Here is a 25,547-nt window from a genome sequence, read left to right as displayed (position 1 = left end):
CTGCTGATGCAGGTAGGGGTTTTGTTTTTGTCCATGAAAAGCTTTATAGCCATTGCGGACGCATGAGACCAAGTGCCCACAGCATCGATGGGCACCCGTCCAACCACGTGAATGAGACGTTTATGCCTCAGGCACCGGGCAGCTCAGATCACCTTCCTTGCACTTGAGGTAGGTCTTGAAGGTCTCGACTCGCGCCTTGGTGAGCGCTGTGATGCAGTTGCTGTAGATCAGCGGATAGACGCTGCCACCCTCGACCCCAGACGCAGAGAAATTGCATTCGGCATCACGGAAGCCGATCCAGGCCCGTTGTGCCTTGACCAGTGACTGCTTGGTCTCGGGATTGTCTTTCAGGCGCGCTGTGATCTGCTTGTACAAACTGTTGAGTTCGTTGTCGGCGGCTTTTTTCTCTTGGGCCGCGCATTGGTTCATATCGCCTTGGGTAGTGGCATTGGCACAGTCGTCGGCTTGGGCGGCGGCGATAAAGAGCAACGGTGTCAGGGCCAGAATCAAGCGTGAGGGCATGGTCGATCTCTCCTTGAAAGGGTTGAAAAAAGCCGGGGGAGTGTACATCGCTCCTTTGGATCTGGCGTCGGTGCAGACTCAAACAACGGCCTGATACAACTTTCCGGTTGGCCTTGTGGTCTTACAGGCCTACTGTTGAACACAGGAGGTGACCCATGCATTTATCCGATCGTATCGAAAGAAAGATCCTGCTCAAGGCGCCGCGTTCCCAGGTCTGGCGAGCCCTGGCCAACGCCGAAGCCTTTGGCCGATGGTTTGGCGTGGCCTTGGAGGGCAAACGGTTCGTGGCCGGAGAACGGACCCAGGGCCAGATCACGTATCCTGGTTATGAGCACCTTACGTGGGACGTGCTGGTGGAGCGGGTTGAGCCCGAGCGGGTGTTCTCGTTTCGCTGGCATCCCTACGCCATTGAACCCCAGGTGGATTATTCCCAAGAGCCCGAAACACGGGTTCAGTTCGAATTGGAAGACATCGACGGGGGCACTTTGCTCAAGGTCGTGGAGTCGGGGTTTGACGGCATTCCCGAAGCACGCCGACTCAAGGCGTTCCGCATGGACAGCCGCGGCTGGGATGAGCAAATGGCCAATATCGAAGAGTTCCTGAACCAGTCTTGAACCGGTATCCACCGGCGGCTTCATGGGACTCACCTGAGGGAGCTAAGGGTTTTCGGAAGGTTGGTATAGCGAATGTCTTACACGCGATGGTAGTTATGTCGACTGTTGTGCTTTGGATCCGACGCGTATTCTGTACTCATCCACTGAAGCACAGGGAGTGCTCAGGATCAGGGACGATCGACCTTGCAAGGATGGCTATCGACAGGGAGTCGTAATGGTCTTGGAAAAACCCGCTTCGGCGGGTTTTTTTTCGCCTGTTAAAAGGTGCCACGGCGCTGTATAGCGAAAGGCTTACACATCGGCGCTGCGTTCTCGTCTTTTTCCGGGCCGGTCATGGGCTTAATCTGTGTCCATCCACTGAGTACAGGGAGTGCTCGGGATCACGGATGATGGGACCAGGCACGGAATGCCGGACAGGAGTCAAATTGGTCCTCAAAAAACCCGCTTCGGCGGGTTTTTTTTCGTCTGTGAAAAAGTGCGACGGCCGTGCATCGGCATCTGCGCGGGTGGATCAGGCGTTGTTGGTCTGTAGTGCCTGGGCACGCAAGCGGGCGATGTCCTTGCTGGGAGAAGCGCCGAATAGACGGCTGTATTCACGGCTGAATTGCGAAGGGCTTTCATACCCCATTTTGTAGCCGATTGACGAAACGTCGCTGTTCTCCGACAACAACAGCCGTCGGGCTTCCTGCAGGCGCAGCTGCTTCTGGTATTGCAATGGGCTCATGGCGGTTACGGCCTTGAAGCGGTGGTGCAAGGCAGAAGGGCTGAGGTTGATCATTTGTGCGAGGCTCTCGATGCTCAATGGCTCGGCATAATGGGCATTGAGCCACTCGATGGCGCGGCTGATGCGATGGGCCTGGGTATCGGGAATGGCGATCTCATGCAAGCGCTGGCCTTGGGCGCCGCGCAGCAGGCGATAGAAAATCTCCTGCTGTGCCAGAGGAGCCAGGGTGGCTATATCGTCTGGGCTGTCGAGCAATCGCAGCAGGCGCAACACCGCATCCAGCAGCGGCGCATCAATGCGGTCCAGGAACAATCCACGTCCGGTCCGTTGAGCCGGTACACCGATGGGGCTGGCGTCTGCGATCAGGCGGCAGATCTGCGCCGGGTCAATGTCCAGGCGAATGCACAGGTAAGGTCGCTCGGGGCTGGCTTCGATGACTTGTCCGGCCAATGGCAGTGTGACCGAGACCACCAGGTAATTGAGTGGATCGTAAACGTAGCACTCATCCGCCAGTCGTACCTCCTTGCTTCCCTCGATGATTACGCACAGGCCCGGCTTGTGCACAACATGCAGGGCATCGGTTGGCTGGTCGCTGCGAATCAGGTTCACGGACCCGATGGCCGTGGGGAATACGCCATTTCCCGGTGCGAAACGTTTCATCAGCGCCGCCAGCTCGGCGCGGCGTTGGTTGACACTATCGTCTGGCGCAATCTGTATGGACGTGGATGCCGACATCCGATCAATCTCCCTGGCCAATAAATCGATCGCGCTAGTAAAGCCGATTGCGCGGGTGGGAGCCATAGCCGGTTTTATTGCTACAGGATCGTGCAAGTGCGCAGGAGGATCCGGCTAACCCTGCCCGCGGCCGCATACCTAATCTGGACCTGTCGAAACGCTCCCACCGGGGGCCAACACATCCAGACGAGGAAACCATCATGTCCGATATCCAAAACAAAGTAGTCGTGATTACCGGAGCCAGCAGCGGGATTGGCGAAGCCGCAGCACGCCTGCTGGCCGCCCGCGGTGCCCGCGTAGTACTCGGCGCCCGACGCGTCGATCGCCTGCAGGCGCTGGTCCAGGAGATCGAAGGCGACGGCCGGCAGGCTGTCTGCAAAGCCGTGGACGTGACCCGCCGCGACGATGTCCAGAGCCTGATTGACTTCGCTGTCGAACGTTTCGGCAAGGTGGATGTGATCATCAACAACGCTGGCGTCATGCCGCTCTCCAAGCTCGAAGCGCTGAAAGTCGAGGAGTGGGATCGCATGATCGACGTCAACATTCGTGGCGTGCTTCATGGCATCGCGGCGGGACTGCCCTTGATGCAGCGTCAGCGCAGCGGTCAGTTCATCAACATCGCGTCCATCGGTGCTTACGCGGTCAACCCCACCGCCGCGGTGTATTGCGCCACCAAGTATGCCGTGCGGGCGATTTCCGAGGGATTGCGCCAGGAGGTCGGTGGTGACGTGCGGGTGACGGTGATTTCCCCTGGCGTGACCGAGTCGGAATTGGCCGAGAGTATTTCCGATGAGGGTGGACGCGCCGAAATGCGCGAGTTCCGCAGGATCGCCATACCCGCCGAGGCCATAGCCAGGGCAATTGCCTATGCCATCGAGCAACCGGCGGATGTGGACGTCAGCGAACTGGTCGTACGGCCGACGGCCAGTCCGTACTGAGTGGAATGAGCGAGCGGCGAGCGAACTGATCCGCTCGCTGCAAACCACTAGGCAGGCGTTTCCAGCCGCGCCGCGGCACGCTGGGTGATCTGCGAGCGCACCCGGAACGACTCCGCCGCGCGCCGCTTGGCTTCCTCCAGTATTTTCGTCGGCGCGGTGTCCGGGCTGCCGGCGTCGAAGGGTGGGGCTGGGGCGTATTCGAGTTGCAGTTGGACCAGTTCGGCGGTGTCCTGATCGAACAGTTCGGCCGCCAGGGTCAAGGCAAAATCGATTCCGGCGGTGATACCGCCACCGGTGATCAATTTGCCGTCACGCACCACGCGATCCTTGATCGGGGTAGCGCCCAGGGTGGACAGCAAGCTGTGGTAGGCCCAATGGGTGGTGGCCCGCTTCCCTTGCAACAGGCCCGCCGCACCGAGCACCAGGGCTCCGGTGCACACCGACGTGATGTATTGCGCTTGGCTGGCCTGACGCTTGATGAAGGCCAGCGTCTGCTCGTCCTCCATCAAGGGGCCGACGCCGGTGCCGCCTGGAATGCAGATCGCGTCCAGCTTCGGGCAGTCTTCGAACGTGGTGGTGGGCAATAACACCAGTCCGGTACTTGAGGTGACCGGTGCCAGGTCTTTCCAGATCAGATGCACCTTCACGTCTGGCAACGAGGCCAGTACGTCATAAGGGCCGGTTAAGTCCAACTGTTGGACCTGGGGAAATAACAGCAAGCCGATCTGCAATGTCATGGCGTTTCTCCTGTGGATGATGCCCAGGGGCTGGACGGTTCTACTTTAGGTCCGTAGGCTCTGGCGTATACGCCAATAAGCCCACGAATTACGCCAACATGCCCAATCCACCGAAAACCGTTCATGTTCTGGCTTTTGCCAACGTGCAAGTGCTCGATGTCACCGGGCCCTTGCAGGTATTTGCCTCGGCCAACGATATGGCCCGCCAGCGAGGCTTGCCATTGCCATACGCGCCGACGGTGATCGCCGCCGATGGTGGCGCGGTGGTGTCTTCGGCGGGCTTGGCGCTGGTGGCCGAGCCTCTGCCGACCGAAGGCAGCGACACCTTGCTGATCGCCGGCGGCTGGGGCGTGTACGAGGCGGCGAAGGATTCCGCGCTGGTGGCCTGGGTCAAGGACCACGGCCAACGTTCGCGGCGGGTGGCCTCGGTATGCACCGGGGCGTTCCTGCTGGCCGCCAGTGGTTGGCTGGACGGGCGCCGGGTGGTTACGCACTGGACCCGTTGTGAGCAACTGGCCGAGCAGCATCCTCAGTTGCGCGTCGAACCCAATCCGATTTTCATCAACGATGGTCCGGTCTGGACCTCGGCCGGTGTCACGGCGGGCATCGACCTGGCTCTGGCGCTGGTGGAAGATGACTTGGGTCGCCCTGTGGCCCTGGAAGTCGCCCGGCAGTTGGTGGTGTTCCTCAAGCGACCGGGCGGGCAATCGCAATTCAGCGTGACCTTGTCCCTACAGAATCAGGGTAGTCGTTTTGACGAGCTGCACGCCTGGATCGCCGAAAACCTCACCCAGGACCTCGGCCTGCCCAACCTGGCCGCCCAGGCGGGCATGAGCGAGCGCAGCTTTGTCCGCCACTACCGCACCGAAACCGGCCAGACCCCGGCACGGGCGGTGGAATTGATTCGCGTGGAAACCGCTCGCCGCCTGTTGTCCGACACCGGCGTGCCGATCAAGCGGGTGGCGGTGCAATGTGGCTTCGGCAGCGAGGAAACCCTGCGCCGCAGTTTCCTGCGGGCCATGGGCGTGACACCCCAGGCGTATCGCGAGCGTTTCGCTGTCAGCCTTCAAGCAGATCCAGCAGGGCCTTGAGCGTGGCCTCGGGAGCCTCCTGGGGAATGTTGTGACCCACGCCGCTCAGCACCCGACGCTCGTAGGGACCGCTGAAATGCCGGGCATCTTCATCCTGTTCAGAGGCGGGCCCAACGCCGTCGTCGGCCCCGCACAGGGAAATGCTGGGCACACTGATGTCCGGTTGCGCCGTGAGCCGTTCTTCCAGCCATTCAAGGGTCGGGTCCCCCGGTGCGTACATGAACCGATGGCGGTAGGAATGAATCACCACGTCGACGAAGTCCGGATTGTCGAAGGAGGGCGCGCTGAGAGGATACAGCTCCGCGCCGCGCTTCCAGGTCGGTGACCACAGCCGCCAGAGCCACTCGCACAGCTCAAGCCGGTTCTGCGTCAAACCTTCCATGCCCCGGGCGGTATGGAAATAATACTGATACCACAACCGATGTTCCGTCTGCGGGTCCAGCGGTTGGGTTGAGCGGGGAATGTCCTGCAGATTGTAGCCGTCGCCGGTGACCAGGCAGCGCACGCGCTCGGGCCACAGCGCCGCCACGATGCAGGCCGCCCGTCCGCCCCAGTCGTAGCCGCATAACGCGGCCTGGGGGAGGTTGAGTGCATGCATCAGGTCCAACAGGTCCTGGGCCAGCGCGGCTTGCTGGCCGGAACGCATGATCGCCGGGTTGTTAAAGCGGGTCGGGCCGTAGCCGCGCAGGTAGGGCACGATGACCCGGTAGCCACGTCGGGCCAGGACCGGCGCGACTTCATCGAAGGCCCTGGGATCATAAGGAAAACCGTGCAGCAGGATGACCGGCTCGCCGCTAGCGGGACCGTGCTCTTCGTAGGCGATGCGCAGCAGTGGCGTCACCGCGAAACTGATCTTGGGATCCTGGTTCATGTCGGCCTCCGGCAGCGCCCGGTTGCGCTCAGGCGGGTTCCTGATTCACGTATTTGGCCCGGTCTGGCGTGAAGGTCACGATCATCTTCGTGCTGGTGCAGGTCAGCGTACGTTCCTGGGACAAGTCGATGTCCAGGTCTTCACCGCGCAAGCCTTGCCATTGGGCGAGGTACTTTAGACAGCCGAATTTTTCGTTTTTCTTCAGGCTGCGGTTGACCCCGCCTTTCCAGCCCAGCACCGGCAGCTCCCCGGCCAGGCAACGTTGCGCCAGCTCCGGGAATTTCGTCGCCCGGTCGCGGCCGATTTCCCAGCACTTGATCAAGCCCTTGTCCTGGCCTTCCCAGAGGTCTTCCCGGGTCAGGCCAGTGCGGGGCGGGGTGTCGATGGTGCGTTTCACATAGGTCATACCTGGTCCTTGAGTCGGGTTTTTATCGGGCAGCTCCGCTGCACCCGTGAGAGCATCGATCTTAGGAGGGGTTTGGGGGACTGGCAACTTTCGCGCACTGGATGACATCGAGCCAGCGGCCTGACGCATCACTTTTTGTGGCGAGGGAGCTTGCTCCCGCTGGGTTGCGAAGCGACCCCTTCCTTGTCAGATTCTGATTTTTACGGGTCTGGAAGATCTTTGCGACCGCTGCGCAGTCGAGCGGGAGCAAGCTCCCTCGCCACAGGGGTTCGGTTCAGGAAGGACAAGGGACTAGGGTTGCCAGTTGTTCTTCTCCCCACTCAACTTGCGATCCAGGAAACTCGCCGCGCTGATCAATGCCAGATGGCTCAAGGCTTGCGGCGTGTTGCCCAAATGATACCCATGGCCATCGAACTCTTCGGCATACAGCCCCAGCGGGTTGGCGTAGCGCAGCAGTTGCTCGAATTCCAGCTGGGCCTTTTCCACGCGGCCGGCGCGGGCCAGGCATTCGACGTACCAGAACGAGCAGGCGACGAACGAACCTTCGGTGCCGCTGAGGCCATCGATCGGATCATCGTCGTTGCGGTAGCGGTACACCATGCCGTCGCGCACCAGATGCTTTTCGATGGCGTCGAGGGTGGACAGCCAGCGCGGGTCCTGGGCGCTGACAAAACGCACCAGCGGCATCAACAGCATCGAGCCATCGAGGGCGGTGCTGCCCAGGCGCTGGACGAAATGCTGGCGTTCCTCGTTCCAGAAACGGGTCCAGATGTCCTGGTAGATGGCCTGGCGAGTCTCGTCCCAGCGGCTGAACGGCGCGGGCAGGGAGCGTTTGCCGGCGAGACGGATGGCACGGTCGACGGCCACCCAGCACATGAGGCGCGAATGCAGGAAGTCCTGTTTATCGCCGCGCATTTCCCAGATCCCTACGTCCTTGTCCTGCCAGATTTCGCACACCTGGTCGATCACGTTGACGGTGTGTTTCCAGCCTTGGTGGGAAATGGCCTCGCCGTATTTGTTGACCAGGTACACTGCGTCCATCAACTCGCCGTAGATGTCCAGTTGCACTTGCTCGTAGGCCAGGTTGCCGATGCGCACCGGCTGCGCATTGCCGAAGCCGCTCAGGTGCGACAGCTCGGTTTCCGGCAACTCCTGCCGACCGTCGATGCCATACAGGATGTTGAGTTTGACCGGCTGTTCGCAGCAATCGCTGACCCGACCGCGCATCCAGCGCATATAGGCGTTGGCCTCTTCGACGAAGCCCAGGCGCATAAACGCGTAGACGGTGAACGAGGCGTCGCGGATCCAGGTGTAGCGGTAATCCCAGTTGCGCTCGCCACCGCGTGTTTCCGGCAGGCCGAAGGTGGCGGCGGCCAGGATGGCGCCGTGTTTGCGCGAGGTCAGCAGCTTCAGCGCGAGGGCTGAGCGGTTGACCGTTTCCCGCCAGCGCCCCCGGTAATTGGATTGGCCGATCCAGCCGCGCCAGAACGCCAGGGTCCGCTCCAGGCATATCGCGCTGACATTATCCTGAAGCCTGGGGTCATCGATGCCGCCCAGCAGGAACTCGGCGCTCTGGCCTTCCTGCAGGGTGAACTCGGCCACCGCCGCGTTGCCGTCCAGGGTCATGGCCTGGTCGGAGCGCAGGCGCAGGCTCGGTTGCCCGTGGGCCTTGAAGCACACGTGGGCGCCCTCCAGATGCGCCGTGGTGGTGGCCCGGGCGTAGTCATGCCGCACGGCGCAGCGCATGCGAAACGTCGCGTGGCCGACCGCCATGTGCACCTTGCGCATCAGCACCGGCAAGTCATCCTCGGTATCACCGATGGGCAACAGGTCGGTGATTTCCACCACCACCCCGTCGCTCAACCAGCGGGTTTGCAGCACATTGGTGTCGGGCAGGTAGATCTGCTGGCGCCGTGCGTCCGGCAGGTCGGGCGCGATCTGGAAAATGCCCGCTTGCGGGGTGTCCAGCAGCGAACAGAAGATCGACGGACTGTCGAATTCCGGCCAGCAGAAAAAGTCGACGCTGCCCCGGTCGTTGACCAACGCGGCACTGCGCATGTCGCCGATGATGCCGTGGTTCTCGATGGGGCTCTGTGGTTCGCCATGATCAGCCATTGCCGCGAAACCCCGGATAAAGGCTCATCCCGCCATCGATGAACAGCGTGGTGCCTACCACATAATCGGACAGGTCCGACGCCAGCCAGACAACGGCGTTGGCAACATCTTCGACGTCGCCGATGCGCCCGTAAGGAATCAGCTCCAGCAGCTTTTGCCCCTGTTCGTCCTCCGTAACCTCCCGGTTGATGGCGGTGCGAATGGCGCCAGGGGCGATGCTGTTGATGCGGATGCGCTGGTGACTGGTTTCCTGGGCCAGGCTCTGCATCAACAGGTCGATGCCGCCCTTGGACGCCGCGTAGTTGGCGTGACCCGCCCAGGGAATGCGCTGGTGGACCGAACTCATGTGGATGATTTTTCCGGCCGCCCGGGAAACGCCCTGGCGGATGCCCTGGCGATTGAAGATCCGCAGCGCGGCGCGGGCGCAAAGGAACTGGCCGGTGAGGTTGACGCCGATCACGGTGTTCCAGTCGTCCAGGCTCATGTCGACGGCGGCGGCATCTTTTTGCAGGCCGGAGTTGGCGACCAGGATGTCCAGCGTGCCGAAGGCCTCCAGGGTCTGGGCGAACAGCCGCTCGACCTCTTGCTCCTGGGACACATCGGCGCCGAGGGCGGTGGCGCGGCCGCCGTTGTCGTTGATCTCGCGTGCCAGCGCTTCGGCCGGGGCCGCGTTGGAATGGTAATTGAGCACCACGGCGGCACCGGCGGCGGCCAGAGCCCTGGCCGAGCCCGCGCCGATGCCGGAGCTGGCGCCGGTGACGAGGGCAACTTGTTGCGCAAGGGAAATCTGCATGGGCTTAGCACCTTGAACTGAGGGCCTTACCTGCTGACTGGCGCGGGGCATGCAGAGTTCAGTTGGGGGCGGCGGTCTTCATGTTCCTCCGGGCTCGCTCCCTACGCGGCTTCCTCGCGCGTCGCAACCATGAACACCCGTGGAAACGGCAGCAGCACCGTGCCATCGTCCAGGGCCGGGTAGGCCTGTTCGACGGCGCGGAGGTACTGCTCCAGGTACTGCGCACGCTGCCCCTCGTCCAATGGCTCGAGAAACGGCCGCAAACCACTGCCCTTGAACCATTCCACCACACCCGCGGCACCGCCGGCCAAAGGGTGATGGTAGGTGGTACGCCACACATCGACGCGACTGCAATGGGGTTTCAGGATCGAATAGTAGGTGCTGGCGTCCGCCACTTCCGTGCGGGTATCGGCCGCCCCGGCCAATAGGTGGGCCCAGGGGCCGCTGGCGGCAATATCGCGCATCAGGCGGTGGGACGGCTGATGGAGCGTGTCGGGCATCTGGATCGCCAGGGTGCCGCCCGGCGCGAGTTTGTTCACCAGCGACGGCAGCAGGGTGGCATGGTCAGGCAGCCATTGCAGCACGGCGTTGGCGAAGATCACATCGAACGGTCCGGGCTCGTCCCAGCGGTCGATATCGGCGATGTCGAATGCCACGGCGGGCAGGCGCTGGCGAGCGGCGTCGATCATGTCGCCGGAACTGTCCAGGCCGCGTACCGTTGCGCCGCTGAAATGCTCCACCAACAGTTCCGTGGAGTTGCCGGGGCCGCAACCCAGGTCGATTACCGAGCGCGCTTCCATAGGGGGAATGGCGGCCAGCAGGTCCCGGGCCGGCCGGGTGCGTTCCTGTTCAAACGTGACGTATTGTCTGGCGGACCAGCTCATGGGGTTCTCCTTCGTCGAAATCGAATCGGCTCGCCGCAGTATAAAGGTGCCAGGGGAATGAGGCGCGCACCTGTTAGTTCTTACAGCAGACAGGCCGGTTGACCCGGAATACATTGCTCAATGACATCAGGCCATCCGTAAAGGAGTCATCGAATGGAAACCAGCAAGGGCATCCTGATTACATTGACCGAGAAAACCGGCCTAACCTACCGCGCGGTGGAGATCGATTTCGTGACCCCGTATGGTTGGCTTCGTCGATGACGACCCGGACAACGAATTCCGTGACTCGATCACCTCCTCCTACAGCGTGCGTGTCACCAGGACGGAGCCGCAAGGGCCGTTCGACAAGGTATCGGTGCATGGTGATATCGATGGTGACAAGGATGTGGACGCCGATGACCGGCAGGCGTTGATTGACCTCGCCATCGCCGCGAGCAGGATTCCGGCGCCGACGTAACCTGCAGGCCGAACGCTGTGGTGACAAGGGAGGGTGCTGCGGCGAGGGAGCTTGCTCCCGCTGGGCTACGCAGTAGCCCCCTTGGCCCCAAACACTGCAACCGTTATTGGGAGGGCTCCGCACTCCAGCGGGAGCAAGCTCCCTCACCACAGGTATTACCTACCCTGAAAGAGGGCGCGGAACGTGACTCTATGTGATGGCAGTGATGTTCCGGACCGCTTTCAACAGGCGAAAACCTGATTCCGATGATGCTGCTTCTACGCATGGGCCTGGCGGCGTTGTTGCTGGGCTCATTGAGTGTTGCGCCGCAGGTTGGCGCAGTCCCCGAATCGCTGCACGTACTCGGGCGGTCCCATGTGGATGACTATTCGGTGTCCCTGGATGAGGCCGACCGGGCCTGGTTGCGGCGCAATGGCCGGTTGCTGGTAGGGGCCTCGGCACCGGATTACTCACCGTTCGGCATCACCGGCAATGGCAACGATTATGAAGGCCTGACCGCCGATTATGTCCAGTTGCTCGGGCAGTTGTTGCAGGTCGAGGTGCAAGTGCGGCGGTACCCGTCCCGTTCCGAGTCGCTCCAGGCGCTGCACAGTGGCGAGATCGACTTGCTCGGTACCGCAAACGGCTTCGAGGCCGATGACCCGGACCTGATCATGTCCCAGGCGTACGCCGATGACCTGCCCACCCTCGTGGCGCGCATCGATGACAGCCAGGACCTGCCTCCGGACCTGGCGGGCAAACGGTTGGCGATGCTGTACCACTATTTGCCGCCGGCCAGGGTCGAGGCGTTCTATCCTGATGCCACCTTGCAGTTGTACCCCTCGACCCTGAGTGCCATTGGCGCGGTGGCGTTCGGTCAGGCCGATGTCTACCTGGGGGATTCGATCAGCGCCAATTACCTGATCAGCAAGAACTACCTGAACAATATCCAACTGGCGGATTTTTCCCGCATGGAAGTGCAACCGTTCGCCTTCGCGATCAAGCGCGACAATCCGCGCTTGTTGCGCATTGTCGATGCCGCCCTGCAAGCGATCCCCACCCGTGAACGCATGAGCATCCTGCGCCGCTGGAGTGCCGGTGGCGCCAGCATGCCGGGGCAGCAGGCACTGCATTTCAGTGTCAATGAACAGCGTTGGCTGGATGCGCATCCGCGGATCACGGTGGCCGTCAACGAACATTTCCCGCCGCTGACGTTCGTCGATGACCAGGGCCAGATTCGCGGAATCAGCGCCGATGTGCTGGCCAGGATCAGCTTGCGTACCGGCCTGAAGTTCAATCTCCAGCGTGGCAGTTCGCTTGATGGCCTGATCGAGCGGGTCAGCAGCGGCCAGGCCGATGTCCTGGCGGCAGCGCCGGTGACCCCTGAGTTCGAGGACGCCTTGCGCTTTACCCGTCCGTACCTGAGCCCGCCATTCGTGCTGGTGACATCACGCAAGGTCGGGACTCCTCTGACCCTGGATCGGATGGACAACAAGCGACTGGCGCTGACGAAGGGCAATGTATTGCGTGAATACCTGTTGGAGCAGTTCCCTCGCGTGCAATTGGTTCCGGCGCAAAACACCGCCGATGCCATGGCCATGGTGGCCGCCGGCACGGTGGACGGCGCGGTCAACTCGCTGATCAGTGCCCGTTACCTGGTTTCGCGGCAGTACCGCGACAGGCTGCAGATCACCAGCACCGTGGGCAGCCTGCCAGCGCGTGTTGCCCTGGCGACTCGACGGGATGCGCTGGAGCTGCATTCGATCCTGGACAAGGCATTGCTGAGCATCTCCCCTGAAGAAATGGACGAGCTGACCAATCGCTGGCGCAGCGAAGTGGTGATCGACGACAGCTACTGGCTGCGTAACCGCACCACCATCCTCCAGGGGTTTGCCGTCGCCGCGCTGTTGCTGATGCTGACCCTGGGCTGGGTCGTTTATTTGCGTCGGCTACTGGAGCAGCTGCGTGTCGCCAAGGAAAGTGCCGACGACGCCAATCGGGCCAAGACCACCTTCGTGGCGACCATGAGCCATGAGATCCGCACGCCGATGAATGCGTTGATCGGCATGCTGGAACTGGCCCTGAAAAAAGCCGACCAGGGTGTCGTGGACCGGGTGGCCATCGAAGTCGCTTCCGACGCGGCCCAGGGGTTGCTGGGCTTGATCGGTGACATCCTGGACATTGCCCGCATCGAGTCGGGGCGATTGTCCCTGGCGCCGGAGCGGGCCAACCTGGGGCAACTGGTCGAGTCGGTGACGCGGATGTTCGAAGGCTTGGCCCGGCAGAAAAATCTGCGCCTGCAACTGGACCTGGACCCGGCGACCGACAAGGATGTTTTGATCGATCCCTTGCGCTTCAAGCAGATCGTGTCGAACCTGCTGAGCAACGCGATCAAGTTCACCGATCGAGGCCAGGTACGCCTGAGTGTGCAAGCCGCTCCGGATCATGACGACAAACGCCTGGGCATCTGCCTGCGGGTGGAAGACACCGGTAGCGGGATTCCCCAGCAGGACCAGCGACGTCTGTTCAGCCCCTTCACCCAGGCCGGCAATAATCGCCAGTCCGCCCGCAGCGGTTCCGGGCTGGGGCTGATGATCAGCCGCACCTTGTGCGAAATGATGGGGGGCACCCTGGCGTTGAGCAGCGCGCCAGGGGCGGGCACGCAGGTCGAGATCCTGTTGCGCCTGCCCTTGCTTGAGGCCCAGGTGCAAGCCCCGCCGGCTATGATCGAGGCGTCGGTGCCGGCCCAGGCCCTGGACATTCTGGTGATCGATGACCACCCGGCCAATCGCCTGCTGCTGTCGCGGCAACTGAACTACCTGGGGCATCGGGTCCGGGAGGCCGGGGACGGTATCCAGGGTTTGCAGGCCTGGCGCGCCGGACATTTCGATGCGGTGATCACCGACTGCAACATGCCATTGATGAGCGGCTATGAACTGGCACGCACCATTCGCGACGAAGAGCGGGCCCAAGGGCTGTCGCGGGGGGTGATCCTCGGGTTCACGGCCAATGCCCAGCGCGAGGAAAAGGATCGCTGCATCGATGCCGGGATGGACGACTGCCTGTTCAAGCCCATCGGCCTCAAGGAACTGCAGGCGCGCCTGGGTTCGCTCAGTGCTCCGCCTGACGAGGAGGGCGTCGTTGCGTCGACCGATAGTTTCGATCTGACCAGCCTCGAACAACTGACGGGAGGCGACCTCGTCTCGATCAAAAAGCTGCTGGAAGAATTGGTCAACACCAATGCCGACGACAAGGTGCGGCTCATCGACTTGTTCAGCCGACACGATGTGTCGGGACTCGCGGACCTGGCGCACCGGATCAAGGGCGGTGCGCGGATCATCCAGGCACAAGGTTTGGTCGCGGCTTGTGAGGCAGTGGAGAACGCCTGCCGAAGCGCCGACGGCGTGTTGCTCGCCAACGCGGTGGGTGACCTGCGCCAGGTCATGGACTTGCTCACCGAACGATTGGAGCGCCATGTGGCGAGGGAGCTTGCTTCTCCTGGTCGCACACGCGAATGATTTCCTACAACCGAGTGTCGAGGAGGGCTTTTTCCGACTGTTTTTAGGACTCGTCCTACAGCGCCCCTCAAAAGCTTCCTCTAGCCTGAGGCCCCTTAACGTTTACGAGCCGGTTCATATCCGTCGCGTTGTCATTGGGATGCCTGTCATGCCGAATAAAGCACTACGTATCATGATTGCCGATACAGACCCTTCTCATCGAATGAAACTTGAGTACCTGTTCAATCAACAGGGCTATTTCCGGATTGCGCCCGTGAGCAATGCGCAGGAACTGATGACATTGATGGCGTTCGGTATCGAGCCGTTCGACCTGTTGGTCGTCGACGCCTGCCTGGCGGAAGGGCTGTTGGACCTGCCGGGTTTCTTCCTCGATAACCCGCAGGTGCGCCATGGAATGATCTACAACGCGCAACAGGCCGGGCTCCTGTCGGTCCCTGTCGCGCGTCGGGCAAGCGTGCAGTTGCATTCTGCGCCGTTACCGGATCTCGCAGCGCTGGCGCGCCTGATGGCGCGGGTCGATCCAGCGGACTGCGAAGCGGCCCATGCCTGGAGCCGTCCCCTCAGGCACAGCCACGGCGGCTGCTCCTGACCATTGGTCGGTACTGTCAGACCTGACAGGTGGCCGGGCCTGTCGCTTGTGCAAGAGTCCGCTGCAACGTGGCATCGGCGTAGTGTGTATTCATCTGGGGAGTTGCCTTGAAAGACGTGTTGATCGTGGATGACCACCCTGTCATACGGGGGGCATTGCGGCTGATTTGCCAGAACGAGGGGTTTACCCAGATCAGGGACGCCGACGGTGTGCTCGATGCCAGGGCCCTGATCAAGGAGCGCACCCCTGAACTGGTGATCCTGGACCTGGTGATGAACGGCTTCGATGGCCTGGACTTGCTGGTGTGGATCATGGCCCAGTATCCCGGCTGCGGCGTGCTGGTGTTCACCTCCCAGGATGCGCAACACTTCTGCAATCGCTGCATCTCGGCTGGGGCCAGGGGCTTCGTGACCAAGAAAAGCGACCTGAAGGAACTGACCAAGGCCATTCATGCCTTGAAGTCCGGTTATTCCTATTTCCCCCAGATGCCCGTCAGGCTGGACTTCCAGCAGCGCACCGAACAGCAGGCCCTGGAAAGCCTTTCCACCCGCGAATTATCCATTCTGCGAATGCTGTCCATGGGCATGCGTGGCAAGGATGTCGCCGAATCCCTGTACCTGAGCCCGAAAACCGTCAGTACCTACAAGACCCGGCTGTTGGAAAAGCTTGGCCTGAAGACGCTGGTGGGCTTGTCGGATTTCGCCAAGCGCAATCATCTCTGAGCCTTGGCTCATGGAGTGCATTCTCCCCTGTGGGAGCGAGCCTGCTCGCGATGAACGATAACGCGGTCCGCGAATAGACCGAGGTGTCCGCATCGCGAGCAGGCTCGCTCCCACATGAAGCGGCGCTCACATGAAGTTGCACTACGCCATATCACTCCGGCTGAATTCCTCGGCCAGAAAGTCGATCAGCGTCCGCACCGACGGCAACAACCCGCGGCGTGAGGCGAAGATCGCGTGGACGATCCCGTAATTCGGTGCCCAGCCCGGTATCAATTCCACCAGTCGCCCGGCCGCCAGGTCATCGCGAACCAGCACGTGGGGCAGGTGGGCAATGCCGATGCCTGCCAGTGCCGCTTGGCGCAGGGCCAGCAAATCGTCGGTGACCATGCGCGGCGCATGGCGGATCAGCGCGCTGGCGCCGTCCGGCCCCGACAACTCCCACTGATACTCCCGTTGCGCCGCTCCCCAGTGCAGGCTGGGCAAACCGTTGAGGTCGGCCGGGGAAGCGGGGAAGGACAAGCGTTCACGATACATCGGGCTGCCCACCAGGCATTGGGTGCTCTTGCCCAGTACTTTCATCACCATGTCGGTGTTTTCCAGCGGCGGGAAGCGCACCCGCAACGCGATATCGAACCCTTCGTGAATCAGGTCGACCCGGCGGTTGGTGCTCTCGACGAACAACTCCACCCGTGGGTAACGGATCATGTAGCGGGTCAGCATCGGCCCGACCCAACTGTTGAGCAGCGCCGTCGGACAACTGATGCGCACCAGCCCCAGGGGTTCCGAGCGGTTGCGCTCGATCACCTCGGCCGCGCTCTCGGCTTCGACTCGCATCGCCAGGCAGCGCTGGTAGTAGGCCTGGCCGATCTCCGTCAACGAACAATGCCGACTGCTGCGGTGGATCAAGCGCACGCCCAGCCGCTCTTCCAGCTGTGCGATGCGTCGGCTGAGCTTGGACTTGGGCATGTCCAGCGCCCGGCCGGCGGCGGCGAAACCGCCGTGTTCGACCACTTGGGTGAAGTAGTAGAGCGTGTTCAGGTCTTCGATGATCGTTCTCCAGATAGAACGCTAAAGCCGATTTTTGCAGTCTAGTGCCTCAAAGGTCTCAGTTTTAAGCTGTATCCATCGAATCGCAACACCTGATTGGGAGACGTTGCATGAAAAAGATCATTGGCCTGTACACCAGCCCGCGACCCCATTGGGTCGGCGACGGCTTTCCGGTTCGCACGCTGTTTTCCTACGACAACCTGGGCAAGCACATCAGCCCGTTCCTGCTGCTGGACCATGCGGCCCCAAGCGAATTCACCCCCACCACTGAACGTCGCGGTGTCGGCCAGCATCCGCACCGGGGTTTCGAAACCGTGACCATCGTTTACCAGGGTGAACTGGAGCATCGGGACTCCACCGGCAGCGGCGGCAAGATCGGCCCGGGCGACGTGCAATGGATGACTGCCGCTTCCGGGATCATCCATGAAGAGTTCCATTCCGAAGCTTTCGCCCGCCAGGGCGGGTTCATGGAAATGGTCCAGCTGTGGGTCAACCTGCCTGCCAAGGACAAGATGGCCCCAGCCGGCTACCAGACGCTGCTCAAGGGTGACATTCCGAACATTGAACTGAAGGACGACGCCGGCAGGCTGCGCCTGATCGCCGGGACCTTCGAGGGCCAACAAGGCCCGGCGAAGACTTTCACGCCCATCGATGTCTGGGATATTCGCTTGAACGCCGGCAAAAGCCTGACCCTCGATCTGCACGAAGGCCGCAACACGGCACTGGTGGTGCTACATGGCACCGTCCAGGCCAACGGTCGCGAGCGGATCGAGGCCGGGCAACTGGCCCTGTTCGACCGGGCCGGTGACCAGTTGGCCCTGCACGCCAATAACGATGCGGTGGTGCTGCTGCTCAGCGGCGAGCCCATCGACGAACCCATCGTCGGCCATGGCCCGTTCGTGATGAACAGCGAGCAGGAAATCCACCAGGCCTTCAGTGATTTCCACTCCGGGCGTTTTGGCCGGATGGATGATTGATCGCTGTTCCCTGTGGGAGCGAGCCTGCTCGCGATAACGGTCTGCCAGCCGATCCTGTATTGACTGTCCTGTCGTCATCGCGAGCAAGCTCGCTCCCACAGGGATTTGTGTGCCAATCTTCTCGCCAATCGCCTTCCTGGAGCTGTCCCCATGCTGTCTCTGATCATCGATCACCCGCTGCTCTGCGCCCTGGTGCTGCTTGTGCTCGACATGCTGTTGTGGCGACTGGTCAACGCGGAACGGACCTATTGGAAAATCGGCGGGCGGCTGGTGATCTTTTCGTTGTTCAGCATGTTGCTGTTCAAGGAAGGCCTCAATCCCATGGAGCCGGCGCAGTGGGTCGACGATGTGCCGCGGCACCTGGCGGCCACCGGCTTGCAGATCGCCTGGTGGCTGTTCGCCGCACGGACCCTGACGGTGCTGATCGGCGCGGCGATGATGCAACGGGTCGGCCATACCGGGCGGCTGCTGCAGGATCTGCTCGGCGCGGTGATCTTCCTGATTGCGGTGATTGCCGCGTTGGCTTATGTCCTGGATCTGCCGGTCAAGGGGGTGCTGGCGACGTCCGGGGCGATGGCGATCATCGTCGGCCTGGCCTTGCAAAGCACTCTCAGCGACGTGTTCTCCGGCATCGTGCTCAACACCACCAAGCCTTATCAGCTCGATGACTGGATCTCCATCGACGGCACCGAGGGCCGGGTCACCGACATCGACTGGCGCGCCACCCGGTTGCAGACCGCCCAGGGCAGCATGGCGGTGATTCCCAACTCACTGGCGGCCAAGGCCAAGGTCATCAACTTCAGCCGGCCCAGCGATATGCACGGGTTGTCCATCAGCGTTCAGGTCAGTCCCCACGCTCGGCCGCAGAAAGTGATCGAGGCCCTGGAGCGCGCCATGATCGGCTGCCGCGCCTTGCTCGCCGTCCCGGCCCCTTGCGTCACGCTGAAAAGCTCCACCAGCGCCGGGGCGGAATACGAGATCAGCGGCTTCGTCGTCTCGAGGGCCCAGAAACGCGAGGTCCGCAATCAACTGTTCGACCTGGCGTTCCGACACCTGCGGGCGTCGGGGATCAGTCTCCTCTCCGACAGCGAAAGCGCTTCGGCCAACGGTTCGTCGAGGCCTCGCGCATTGCTGGACAGCTCAAGCATTTTCTCGACCTTGCGCCAGGAAGAAAAAGAAACCTTCAGCCAGAACATGACCTTGCAGACCTTCCGTGCGGGGGACGTGATCCTGCCGGCCGGCGAGGTGAGCGACCATCTGTTCATCATCGAGTCCGGCGTGGTCAGCGTGACCATGGTACGCAACGGCCAGGTACTGGAAGGCGGGCGCATGGGCCCGGGGGAGGTGATTGGCGAAGCCGGCATCATTTCCGACCTGGCCGCACTGGCAAGTTTTTCGGCCAAGACGTTCTGCACCCTGTATCGCATCGAGAAGGACTACCTCAAACCGTGCCTTGACGCCCGTCAGGACATCAACGACGCCATGAAGAACCTGTTGGACGTACGGATGCACCTCGCCCAGAACCTGATCCGCGAAGCCCCCAAGCCCGTGGCCAAGAAACGCTTCCTGCACTGGTTGCGCAGCCGGGCCTGAACGACCTGTCCATTGGTCACTCGAACTTCCCAATAATTGGCTATTTGTCCTGCGCCAGCCTGGGGCTAACGTAGCGCCACACCCCATTGTTCTGGAGCACATCATGCAACCGCGTATCGATTTCTACACCGCTTCCCCCGACGCCTTCAAAGCCATGCTGGCCCTGGAAAACGCCGTCATGAAACTGGGCCTGGAGAAGTCCCTGCTCGAACTGGTCAAGCTGCGTTCCTCGCAAATCAACGGCTGTGCCTTCTGCATCGACATGCACACCGCCGATGCCCGCAAGGATGGCGAGACAGAGCGTCGCCTGTACGCCGTGACCGCCTGGCGCGAAGCACCGTTCTTCACCCCTCGCGAGCGCGCCGCGCTGGCCTGGACCGAAGCCCTGACCCGCCTGAGCGAAACTCATGCGCCGGACGCCGACTACGAACTGCTGAACCAGCATTTCACCCCCAAGGAAATGGTCGACCTGACCGTTGCCATCAACACCATCAATGGCTGGAACCGCCTGGCGGTGGGTTTCCGCAAGATGCCCGAGGCGTGAAGCATCCATAGACGCCTGAAATAACCTGTGGGAGCGAGCCTGCTCGCGATAGCGGTGGTTCAGCTTGCGGCGATATTGACTGTGTCGCCGCCATCGCGAGCAGGCTCGCTCCCACATGGGGTCCGGGGTAACCACAAGCCCCAGCCCGCCACAAACCTTGAGGGAGCAGCGTCTGTCTCAAGGGGAACGTGCGCGCCGGTTACGACTTCGGTGAGCAACTGTCGAACCTGAAACTCGGCGCCGGGGTGAAAAACCTGTTCGATCATCAGTACTACACCCGCTCCAGCGACAACAACTCGGGGATCTACGCCGGCGTGCTGCGGACGTTCTTCGTGCAGGCCAGTGTGGGGTTTTGATGACAACCAGGATCCGCAAGTACCCAATCCTGTGAATTGACCCTCGCCACAAGGCCTGTGGAGGAATCAAACCTTCAACACTTTTCCACTGGCCGCTACGACCACAAGCGACAACGCCAACAGCCCGAAGGCCATGCTCAGGCTGCTGCCATGGGCAATAAACCCGATCAGCGCCGGGCCCGCGAGGATGCCGGCGTAGCCGATGGTGGTGATGGCCGGAACGGCAATCGCTTCTGGCATCAGGGTCTGTTTGCCGACCGCGGTGTACAGCACCGGCACGATGTTCGAACAGCCGGCCCCCACCAACGCGTAACCCAACAGTGCCGCCTGCCACATCGGCGCCAGGGTGGCCAGCAGGAAGCCGACCGCGGCCGTGGCGCCGCCATAAATGATCACCCGCCGGGCGCCCAGGCGATGCACCACCGCATCGCCGGTCAGGCGGCCGACGGTCATGGTCAGCGCGAACGCGGCATAACCCAGCCCGGCGTAGGCGGTCTCGACCCCGCGCTCGGTGGCCAGGAACACCGCGCTCCAATCCAGCACCGCTCCTTCGGCGAGGAATACGATGAAACACAGGATGCCGATGAACAACACGATGCCGTGGGGAATGGCGAACGCCGGGCCCGAGCTTTCGCTGCCATAGGGCAGCAAGTGCGGTGCCGCCTTGAACAGTGCCACCAGCAGCAATCCATTGACCACCAGCGTTGCCCCCAGCGGTGGCAGCCCAAGGCCGAGCAGGGCACTGACACCAGCCGCGCCGATGATCCCGCCGAGGCTGAACATCCCGTGAAAGCCCGACATCATGGTCTTGCCACTGGCCCGCTCGACGATCACCGCTTGCAGGTTCACGGTCGAGTCCACGGTGCCGAGTCCGGCGCCGAACAGGAACAACGCGGCCACCAACCAGGAAAACGTGCTCATCGTTGCCAGCAAAGGCAATGCCAGGCAGATCAGGACCGTGCCACCGCTCAGCACCCGTCGACAGCCGAACCGTGCCGCCAATGCGCCGGAAATCGGCATCGCCAGGATCGAGCCCACCCCCAGGCACAACAGCAGCAGGCCGAGGGTGCCTTCATCCAGGTTCGCCCGCGTCTTGGCGTAAGGCACCAGTGGTGCCCAGGCGGCGATGCCAACGCCGGCGATGAGGTAGGCGATGCGGGTGGACATCTGTTCCAGGCGTCCGGGAACAAACGTGGGTGGGGGCGTGATGGCGGTCATGAATCGTCCTTGGTTTTGCGAAGCTGTGGTGCGGGTGGGATCCCTATGCTGGCATATCCACTGACCTCACGGCGACCTCAAGGTGCCGACCGAGAGCGCTGCATCGCGAGCAAGCTTTGCTCCCACGGGCCAGGGCAGCATACAGTGGCGGCCCTGCTGGTTGAATGCGGATCGGGTCCATGACGCAGTTCTATGATGCACGCGGCAATATCTATGGTGTCGTCTCACCGCAACAGGTCCGTGACCTAGGGGTAGCCCTGCCGCCATCGGCGGCCCTGGCGGCACAGGCCCGTGAATCCTGGGCAGCGGCTGCGGTGCAGGCGTTTTGCGCCTGGGCGCCGGGTGAGCAACCACCGGACGCCAAGGCGCATCGCAGCGACGGACTGCTGATCGGGCCGTTCCAGGATGAACCGCCCTTTGACCTGTTGATCGTCAACACCGACGGTACCCTGGCCGAGCGCAGTGGCAACGGCCTGACCATTTTCTCCCATGCCTTGCAGGCACAGGGCTTGATGCCGGGAGAGGGCGATTGTGTGTTGCAGGTTCATCACGACAAACCCGCAGGCTCGTCGCCGCTGCAGACGTCGGTTCGTGCCGCCGAATTCGAAGGCACATCTGGCTTCTGGCTGGACCTTGGGCAACCGCTGTTCGGGCCTCGGGCCGTCGCCGCGCAAACGACGGAAAGCGTGCACTTCAACCAGCGCGAAGTCAGTCGTGTGGCGGTACTGCAAGCGTTGAACCCGGCGTGGGGCAACAGTCAGTTCGTGAGCATGGGCAACCCCCATTGCGTGACCTTGGTGGACAGCGCCGAAGCGCTGCCGAGCAACGCGCAGATGCGCGCTCCGGGACTTTCCCAAAGCTTGACCCGCATCGCTTATGCCTTGCCCGGTGGTGCCGGCATTCCATGCCCGGCGGGTGTGAACCTGCAATGGGCCTGGCTCGAGGCCGAAGGACGCATTGCCGCCCGGGTATTCGAGCGGGGCGAAGGGCCGACCGCTTCTTCCGGCACCAGCGCCAGCGCCGTGGCCAGCGCCGCGTGGCGGGTGGGTTGGGTGAAGGCGGGGCCGGTGAGTGTGGTGATGCCGGGAGGGACGGCGCCGATCTTGCTGACAGAGGCGGGCGGGGAGCTGGTGCGGGTCAGTTTGTTTGGAGCGGCGCGGCTGCTTTAGCGTCCTGCGGTGTGGCTGATGACGCTATCGCGAGCAGGCTCGCTCCCACATTGGATCTTCAGCGTGCATACATTTTGTGTCCGCCGCTGCCCCCTGTGGGAGCGAGCCTGCTCGCGATAGCGTCGGGCCAGCCACCTCACAGTCAACGGACAGACCGCTATCGTCGGCTCGCTCAGCCCAACTGCGGCCCAAACTCCACCACCGGCATCTGCCGCTTCATCAGCACTTCACCGATGCGAATCGAGTAGAGCGGCAACCCCTGGCTGCGGATCACTTCGTAGTCGCTGTCGGCCGACAGGATCAACAGGTTCGCCGGACGCCCCGGTTCCAGCCCGTAGCGCTCGCCCAGGGCCATGGCCTTGGCGCTGTTGTCGGTGACCAGGTCGAGGGCGCTTTGCAGGTTGCGGTAGCCGAGCATGTGGCAGATGTGCAGGCCGGCTTCGAGTACCCGCAGGATGTTGCCGTTGCCCAGGGGATACCACGGATCGACGATGGAATCCTGGCCGAAACACACATTCATCCCGGCTTCCAGCAGTTCATTGACCCGGGTGACGCCGCGGCGTTTCGGGAAGGTGTCGAAGCGTCCCTGCAAGTGGATGCTTTCGGTGGGGCAGGAGACGAAGCTGATGCCCGAGTGCCCGAGCAGGCGAAACAGCTTGGCGCAGTAAGCATTGTCGTAGGAACCCATGGCCGTGGTGTGGCTGGCGGTGACCCGGGCGCCCATGTCGCGGCTGCGGGCTTCTTCGGCCAGCACTTCGAGGAAGCGTGAATGCGGGTCGTCGGTCTCGTCGCAATGCACGTCCACCAGGCAGCCGGTGCGTTCGGCCAGGTCCATCAGGAATTTCACTGAGCTGACACCTTGGTCGCGGGTGTATTCGAAGTGCGGAATGCCACCCACCACATCGGCGCCCATGCGGATCGCTTCTTCCATCAGCTCGCGGCCGTTGCGGTAGGACTCGATGCCTTCCTGGGGAAACGCGACGATCTGCATGTCGATCAGATGACGATTTTGCTCGCGCACTTCCAGCATGGCCTTGAGGGCGGTGAGTGCGGGGTCGGTGACGTCGACGTGGGTGCGCACATGCTGGATGCCATGGGCGGCGAGGGCCTGGATGGTTTTCGTCGCGCGCGTCCGGGTGTCTTCTTCGGTGATGGTGGCTTTGCGCTCACCCCAGCACTCTATGCCTTCGAACAAGGTGCCGCTCATGTTCCAGCGCGGCTCGCCGGCGGTGAGCGTCGCGTCCAGGTGAATGTGCGGCTCGACGAAGGGCGGCACCACCAGGTTGCCGCCGGCATCGAGGTCCTCCGGGCCGAGGCTGGGGGCTTCGGTCTGGCGGGCGATGCTGGCGATCAGGCCGTTTTCCAGGTGCAGTTCATGCAAGCCTTCACGGTTGCGCAGGCGGGCGTTGATGATGTGCATCGGGCGAGTCCTTTTCATAGGTCTTGGAGTGGCGCGTCAGTGATCCGGGTACCCATTACGCCGATCAATAGCACATACGTTAGCGCGCCAGTGGCGATTCCTACCAGCGGTGCCACCCAGGGTGAATTGAACGCCGCGACAGTGCCGAGTCCATAGGCCAGCAACCCCGGCCAGTTGAAGGCGGGCAGCCGTGCATCGACCAGGCGTGGATAACGCCCGCGCCAGCGGAAGAAGAAGTCGGCCATGATCACGCCGCCTATGGGTGGGATCACCGTGCCCAGCAGGATCAGATATGGCACCAGCAGGTCGTACATGCCCAGCAGCGCCAGCAGGGTACCGATCACGGCGCCGCCCAGGGTAACGGCCTTGCGTCGACGGGTGCGTAGCAGATTGCAACCGGCCACGGCGAAGTTGTAGATGGTGTTGTCCTGGGTGCTCCAGATGTTGAGCAGCAACATCGCCATCGCCGCCATGGCGAAGCCCTGCAACAGCAGCACTTCGACCACGTCCGGCTGCTGGTAGACGATGGCCCCGTAGGCGCCGATCAACACCATCAGGCCATTGCCGAGAAAGAAACCAATCAGGCTCGCCAGCACCGCGACTTTCGCCGAGCAGGAAAACCGGGTCCAGTTGGTCGCCTGGGTGGCGCCGCTGACGAAGGTGCCGAACACCAGCGTGATGGCAGTGGACCAGTCGAGGCTCCCCGTGGGCATCACCGCCAGCAAACCCTCCAGCCCACCGACCTTTACCGTCGCGACCCACATCGACAGCATCAGCAGCAACATCATGGCCGGCACGGCGATGTACGAGAGAATCTCCAACCCACGATAACCGACGTAGGCCGTGGCGCAGAACCCCAGGCCGAACAGCACTATCAGCCCCAGTACGGTGCCTTCGCCCAAGCCGAAATATTTACCCAGCACCACCGCGGCGGTCGCCGTGCCCCAGGCGTACCAGCCGATCTGGGTGAAACCCAGGATCAGGTCGCTGAGCTTGCTGCCGACCTCGCCAAAACAGAAGCGGCCCATCAGCACCGAATTGAGCCCGCTCTTGAACGCGATGTAACCCAACCCCGCGGCGTAGAACCCCAGCAGCAGGTTGCCAATCACGATTACGGTGAGCATCTCGGCAAAACCGAACGCGACGCCCAACTTGCCACCGGCAAACATCGTGGCGGTGAAAAAGGTGAAACCCAGCAGCACCATGGCCGTGGAGGCCAGGCCCTTGCGGGCATGCATCGGGACTTCGCTCAACGGGTAGTCGTTGCCTGGATCGTTCTGAGTCATGTGGCGGTCCTTGCGCAGGAGGGGAAAAGTCGCAAGCGTGCAGCGGTCGTGCCAAGCGAATGAACGCGAGGTTATTTATAGCCAATCCAGGGAAATGGAGGCGGGCAGGGCGTGAAAGTGGTGCAGTGATGGTTCAAGTTGGAACATGGTTCGCATTACCCCTGTGGGAGCGAGCCTGCTCGCGATGGCGGCGTATCAGTTGAGATGGATGTGGCTGACCCGGCGCCATCGCGAGCAGGCTC

23 protein-coding genes and 1 pseudogene are annotated in these 25,547 nt (G+C 62.3%); 12 read left to right on the top strand and 12 right to left on the bottom strand.

All coding sequences use genetic code 11. The features are described from left to right. Positions 1-120 precede the first annotated feature (120 nt). Positions 121-522, bottom strand: coding sequence for a lysozyme inhibitor LprI family protein (locus N005_RS00800; RefSeq protein ID WP_047698520.1), 402 nt, complete (start codon positions 520-522; stop codon positions 121-123). Between the two features lie 155 nt (positions 523-677). On the opposite strand from N005_RS00800, the gene N005_RS00795 reads away from it, so the two are divergent. After that, positions 678-1,136 (top strand): SRPBCC family protein, encoded by a 459-nt coding sequence (locus N005_RS00795; protein ID WP_047698519.1) that lies wholly within the window; start codon positions 678-680, stop codon positions 1,134-1,136. A gap of 511 nt (positions 1,137-1,647) precedes the next feature. Here N005_RS00795 and N005_RS00790 read toward each other — a convergent pair. Then, a complete protein-coding gene (locus N005_RS00790; RefSeq protein WP_047698518.1) occupies positions 1,648-2,595 on the bottom strand; it encodes an AraC family transcriptional regulator in 948 nt (315 codons plus the stop codon). A gap of 200 nt (positions 2,596-2,795) precedes the next feature. On the opposite strand from N005_RS00790, the gene N005_RS00785 reads away from it, so the two are divergent. Next, entirely contained in the window at positions 2,796-3,533 is a 738-nt protein-coding gene (locus N005_RS00785) for an SDR family oxidoreductase (RefSeq protein WP_047698516.1), read from the top strand. Between the two features lie 47 nt (positions 3,534-3,580). Here N005_RS00785 and inhA read toward each other — a convergent pair whose 3' ends face one another. Next, positions 3,581-4,270 (bottom strand): isonitrile hydratase, encoded by a 690-nt coding sequence (gene inhA / locus N005_RS00780; RefSeq protein WP_047698512.1) that lies wholly within the window; start codon positions 4,268-4,270, stop codon positions 3,581-3,583. A gap of 98 nt (positions 4,271-4,368) precedes the next feature. Here inhA and N005_RS00775 point away from each other — a divergent pair, with 98 nt between their 5' ends. Beyond that, a complete protein-coding gene (locus tag N005_RS00775) occupies positions 4,369-5,361 on the top strand; it encodes a GlxA family transcriptional regulator (protein ID WP_047698511.1) in 993 nt (330 codons plus the stop codon). On the opposite strand, the gene N005_RS00770 is transcribed toward N005_RS00775, so the two are convergent. The 5 genes from N005_RS00770 to tam all read right to left on the bottom strand — a co-directional run bounded on the left by N005_RS00770 (position 5,330) and on the right by tam (position 10,430). After that, entirely contained in the window at positions 5,330-6,232 is a 903-nt protein-coding gene (locus tag N005_RS00770; RefSeq protein WP_047698509.1) for an alpha/beta fold hydrolase, read from the bottom strand. The genes N005_RS00775 and N005_RS00770 overlap by 32 nt on opposite strands. A 28-nt stretch (positions 6,233-6,260) precedes the next feature. Beyond that, positions 6,261-6,638, bottom strand: a complete 378-nt coding sequence (locus tag N005_RS00765; protein ID WP_047698505.1) for a hypothetical protein — start codon at positions 6,636-6,638, stop codon at positions 6,261-6,263. A gap of 291 nt (positions 6,639-6,929) precedes the next feature. Next, a complete protein-coding gene (locus N005_RS00760; RefSeq protein ID WP_047698503.1) occupies positions 6,930-8,753 on the bottom strand; it encodes a glycoside hydrolase family 15 protein in 1,824 nt (607 codons plus the stop codon). Next, positions 8,746-9,546: a glucose 1-dehydrogenase gene (locus N005_RS00755; RefSeq protein WP_047698502.1), complete on the bottom strand. Its 801-nt coding sequence runs from the start codon at positions 9,544-9,546 to the stop codon at positions 8,746-8,748. Before N005_RS00755 ends, N005_RS00760 begins: the two co-directional genes overlap by 8 nt. 101 nt (positions 9,547-9,647) lie before the next feature. Next, positions 9,648-10,430, bottom strand: a complete 783-nt coding sequence (tam, locus tag N005_RS00750; RefSeq protein ID WP_047698500.1) for a trans-aconitate 2-methyltransferase — start codon at positions 10,428-10,430, stop codon at positions 9,648-9,650. 241 nt (positions 10,431-10,671) lie between these two features. On the opposite strand from tam, the gene N005_RS00745 reads away from it, so the two are divergent. The 4 genes from N005_RS00745 to N005_RS00730 all read left to right on the top strand — a co-directional run bounded on the left by N005_RS00745 (position 10,672) and on the right by N005_RS00730 (position 15,695). Beyond that, positions 10,672-10,887: a hypothetical protein gene (locus N005_RS00745; protein ID WP_047698498.1), complete on the top strand. Its 216-nt coding sequence runs from the start codon at positions 10,672-10,674 to the stop codon at positions 10,885-10,887. Between the two features lie 245 nt (positions 10,888-11,132). Next, complete coding sequence (locus N005_RS00740) at positions 11,133-14,384, top strand: transporter substrate-binding domain-containing protein (protein WP_052126339.1); 3,252 nt, start codon at positions 11,133-11,135, stop codon at positions 14,382-14,384. A gap of 253 nt (positions 14,385-14,637) precedes the next feature. Further along, the gene (locus N005_RS00735; protein ID WP_392397538.1) at positions 14,638-14,973 is read left to right on the top strand and encodes a response regulator; all 336 of its coding nucleotides are present in this window, start codon (positions 14,638-14,640) and stop codon (positions 14,971-14,973) included. 107 nt (positions 14,974-15,080) lie between these two features. Further along, positions 15,081-15,695: a response regulator transcription factor gene (locus tag N005_RS00730; RefSeq protein ID WP_047698494.1), complete on the top strand. Its 615-nt coding sequence runs from the start codon at positions 15,081-15,083 to the stop codon at positions 15,693-15,695. Between the two features lie 141 nt (positions 15,696-15,836). Here N005_RS00730 and N005_RS00725 read toward each other — a convergent pair whose 3' ends face one another. Further along, complete coding sequence (locus N005_RS00725; RefSeq protein WP_193753983.1) at positions 15,837-16,745, bottom strand: LysR family transcriptional regulator; 909 nt, start codon at positions 16,743-16,745, stop codon at positions 15,837-15,839. Between the two features lie 107 nt (positions 16,746-16,852). Here N005_RS00725 and N005_RS00720 point away from each other — a divergent pair, with 107 nt between their 5' ends. The 4 genes and pseudogenes from N005_RS00720 to N005_RS28610 all read left to right on the top strand — a co-directional run. Then, a complete protein-coding gene (locus N005_RS00720) occupies positions 16,853-17,719 on the top strand; it encodes a pirin family protein (RefSeq protein ID WP_047698490.1) in 867 nt (288 codons plus the stop codon). 150 nt (positions 17,720-17,869) lie between these two features. Then, positions 17,870-19,312 (top strand): mechanosensitive ion channel family protein, encoded by a 1,443-nt coding sequence (locus N005_RS00715; protein ID WP_047698488.1) that lies wholly within the window; start codon positions 17,870-17,872, stop codon positions 19,310-19,312. A gap of 103 nt (positions 19,313-19,415) precedes the next feature. Then, a complete protein-coding gene (locus tag N005_RS00710; RefSeq protein WP_047698486.1) occupies positions 19,416-19,856 on the top strand; it encodes a carboxymuconolactone decarboxylase family protein in 441 nt (146 codons plus the stop codon). A 185-nt stretch (positions 19,857-20,041) separates the two neighbouring features. Beyond that, positions 20,042-20,212: pseudogene (locus N005_RS28610) on the top strand (hypothetical protein); the annotation flags it as partial. 66 nt (positions 20,213-20,278) lie between these two features. Here the strand turns inward: N005_RS28610 and N005_RS00705 are convergent. Then, positions 20,279-21,430, bottom strand: a complete 1,152-nt coding sequence (locus tag N005_RS00705) for an MFS transporter (RefSeq protein WP_047698482.1) — start codon at positions 21,428-21,430, stop codon at positions 20,279-20,281. A 179-nt stretch (positions 21,431-21,609) separates the two neighbouring features. On the opposite strand from N005_RS00705, the gene N005_RS00700 reads away from it, so the two are divergent. Continuing rightward, positions 21,610-22,599, top strand: a complete 990-nt coding sequence (locus N005_RS00700; RefSeq protein WP_047698480.1) for a DeoR family transcriptional regulator — start codon at positions 21,610-21,612, stop codon at positions 22,597-22,599. 172 nt (positions 22,600-22,771) lie between these two features. On the opposite strand, the gene codA is transcribed toward N005_RS00700, so the two are convergent. After that, the gene (gene codA, locus N005_RS00695) at positions 22,772-24,019 is read right to left on the bottom strand and encodes a cytosine deaminase (RefSeq protein ID WP_047698478.1); all 1,248 of its coding nucleotides are present in this window, start codon (positions 24,017-24,019) and stop codon (positions 22,772-22,774) included. Between the two features lie 14 nt (positions 24,020-24,033). Then, positions 24,034-25,305, bottom strand: coding sequence for a cytosine permease (gene codB, locus N005_RS00690; RefSeq protein ID WP_047698475.1), 1,272 nt, complete (start codon positions 25,303-25,305; stop codon positions 24,034-24,036). Between the last annotated feature and the right edge of the window lie 242 nt (positions 25,306-25,547).

The organism is Pseudomonas mediterranea CFBP 5447, from assembly GCF_000774145.1.
GTDB classification, from domain to species: domain Bacteria; phylum Pseudomonadota; class Gammaproteobacteria; order Pseudomonadales; family Pseudomonadaceae; genus Aquipseudomonas; species Aquipseudomonas mediterranea.
The sequence above is the reverse complement of the archived record's forward strand: the minus strand, read 5'-3'. Positions and strand labels throughout refer to the sequence as shown.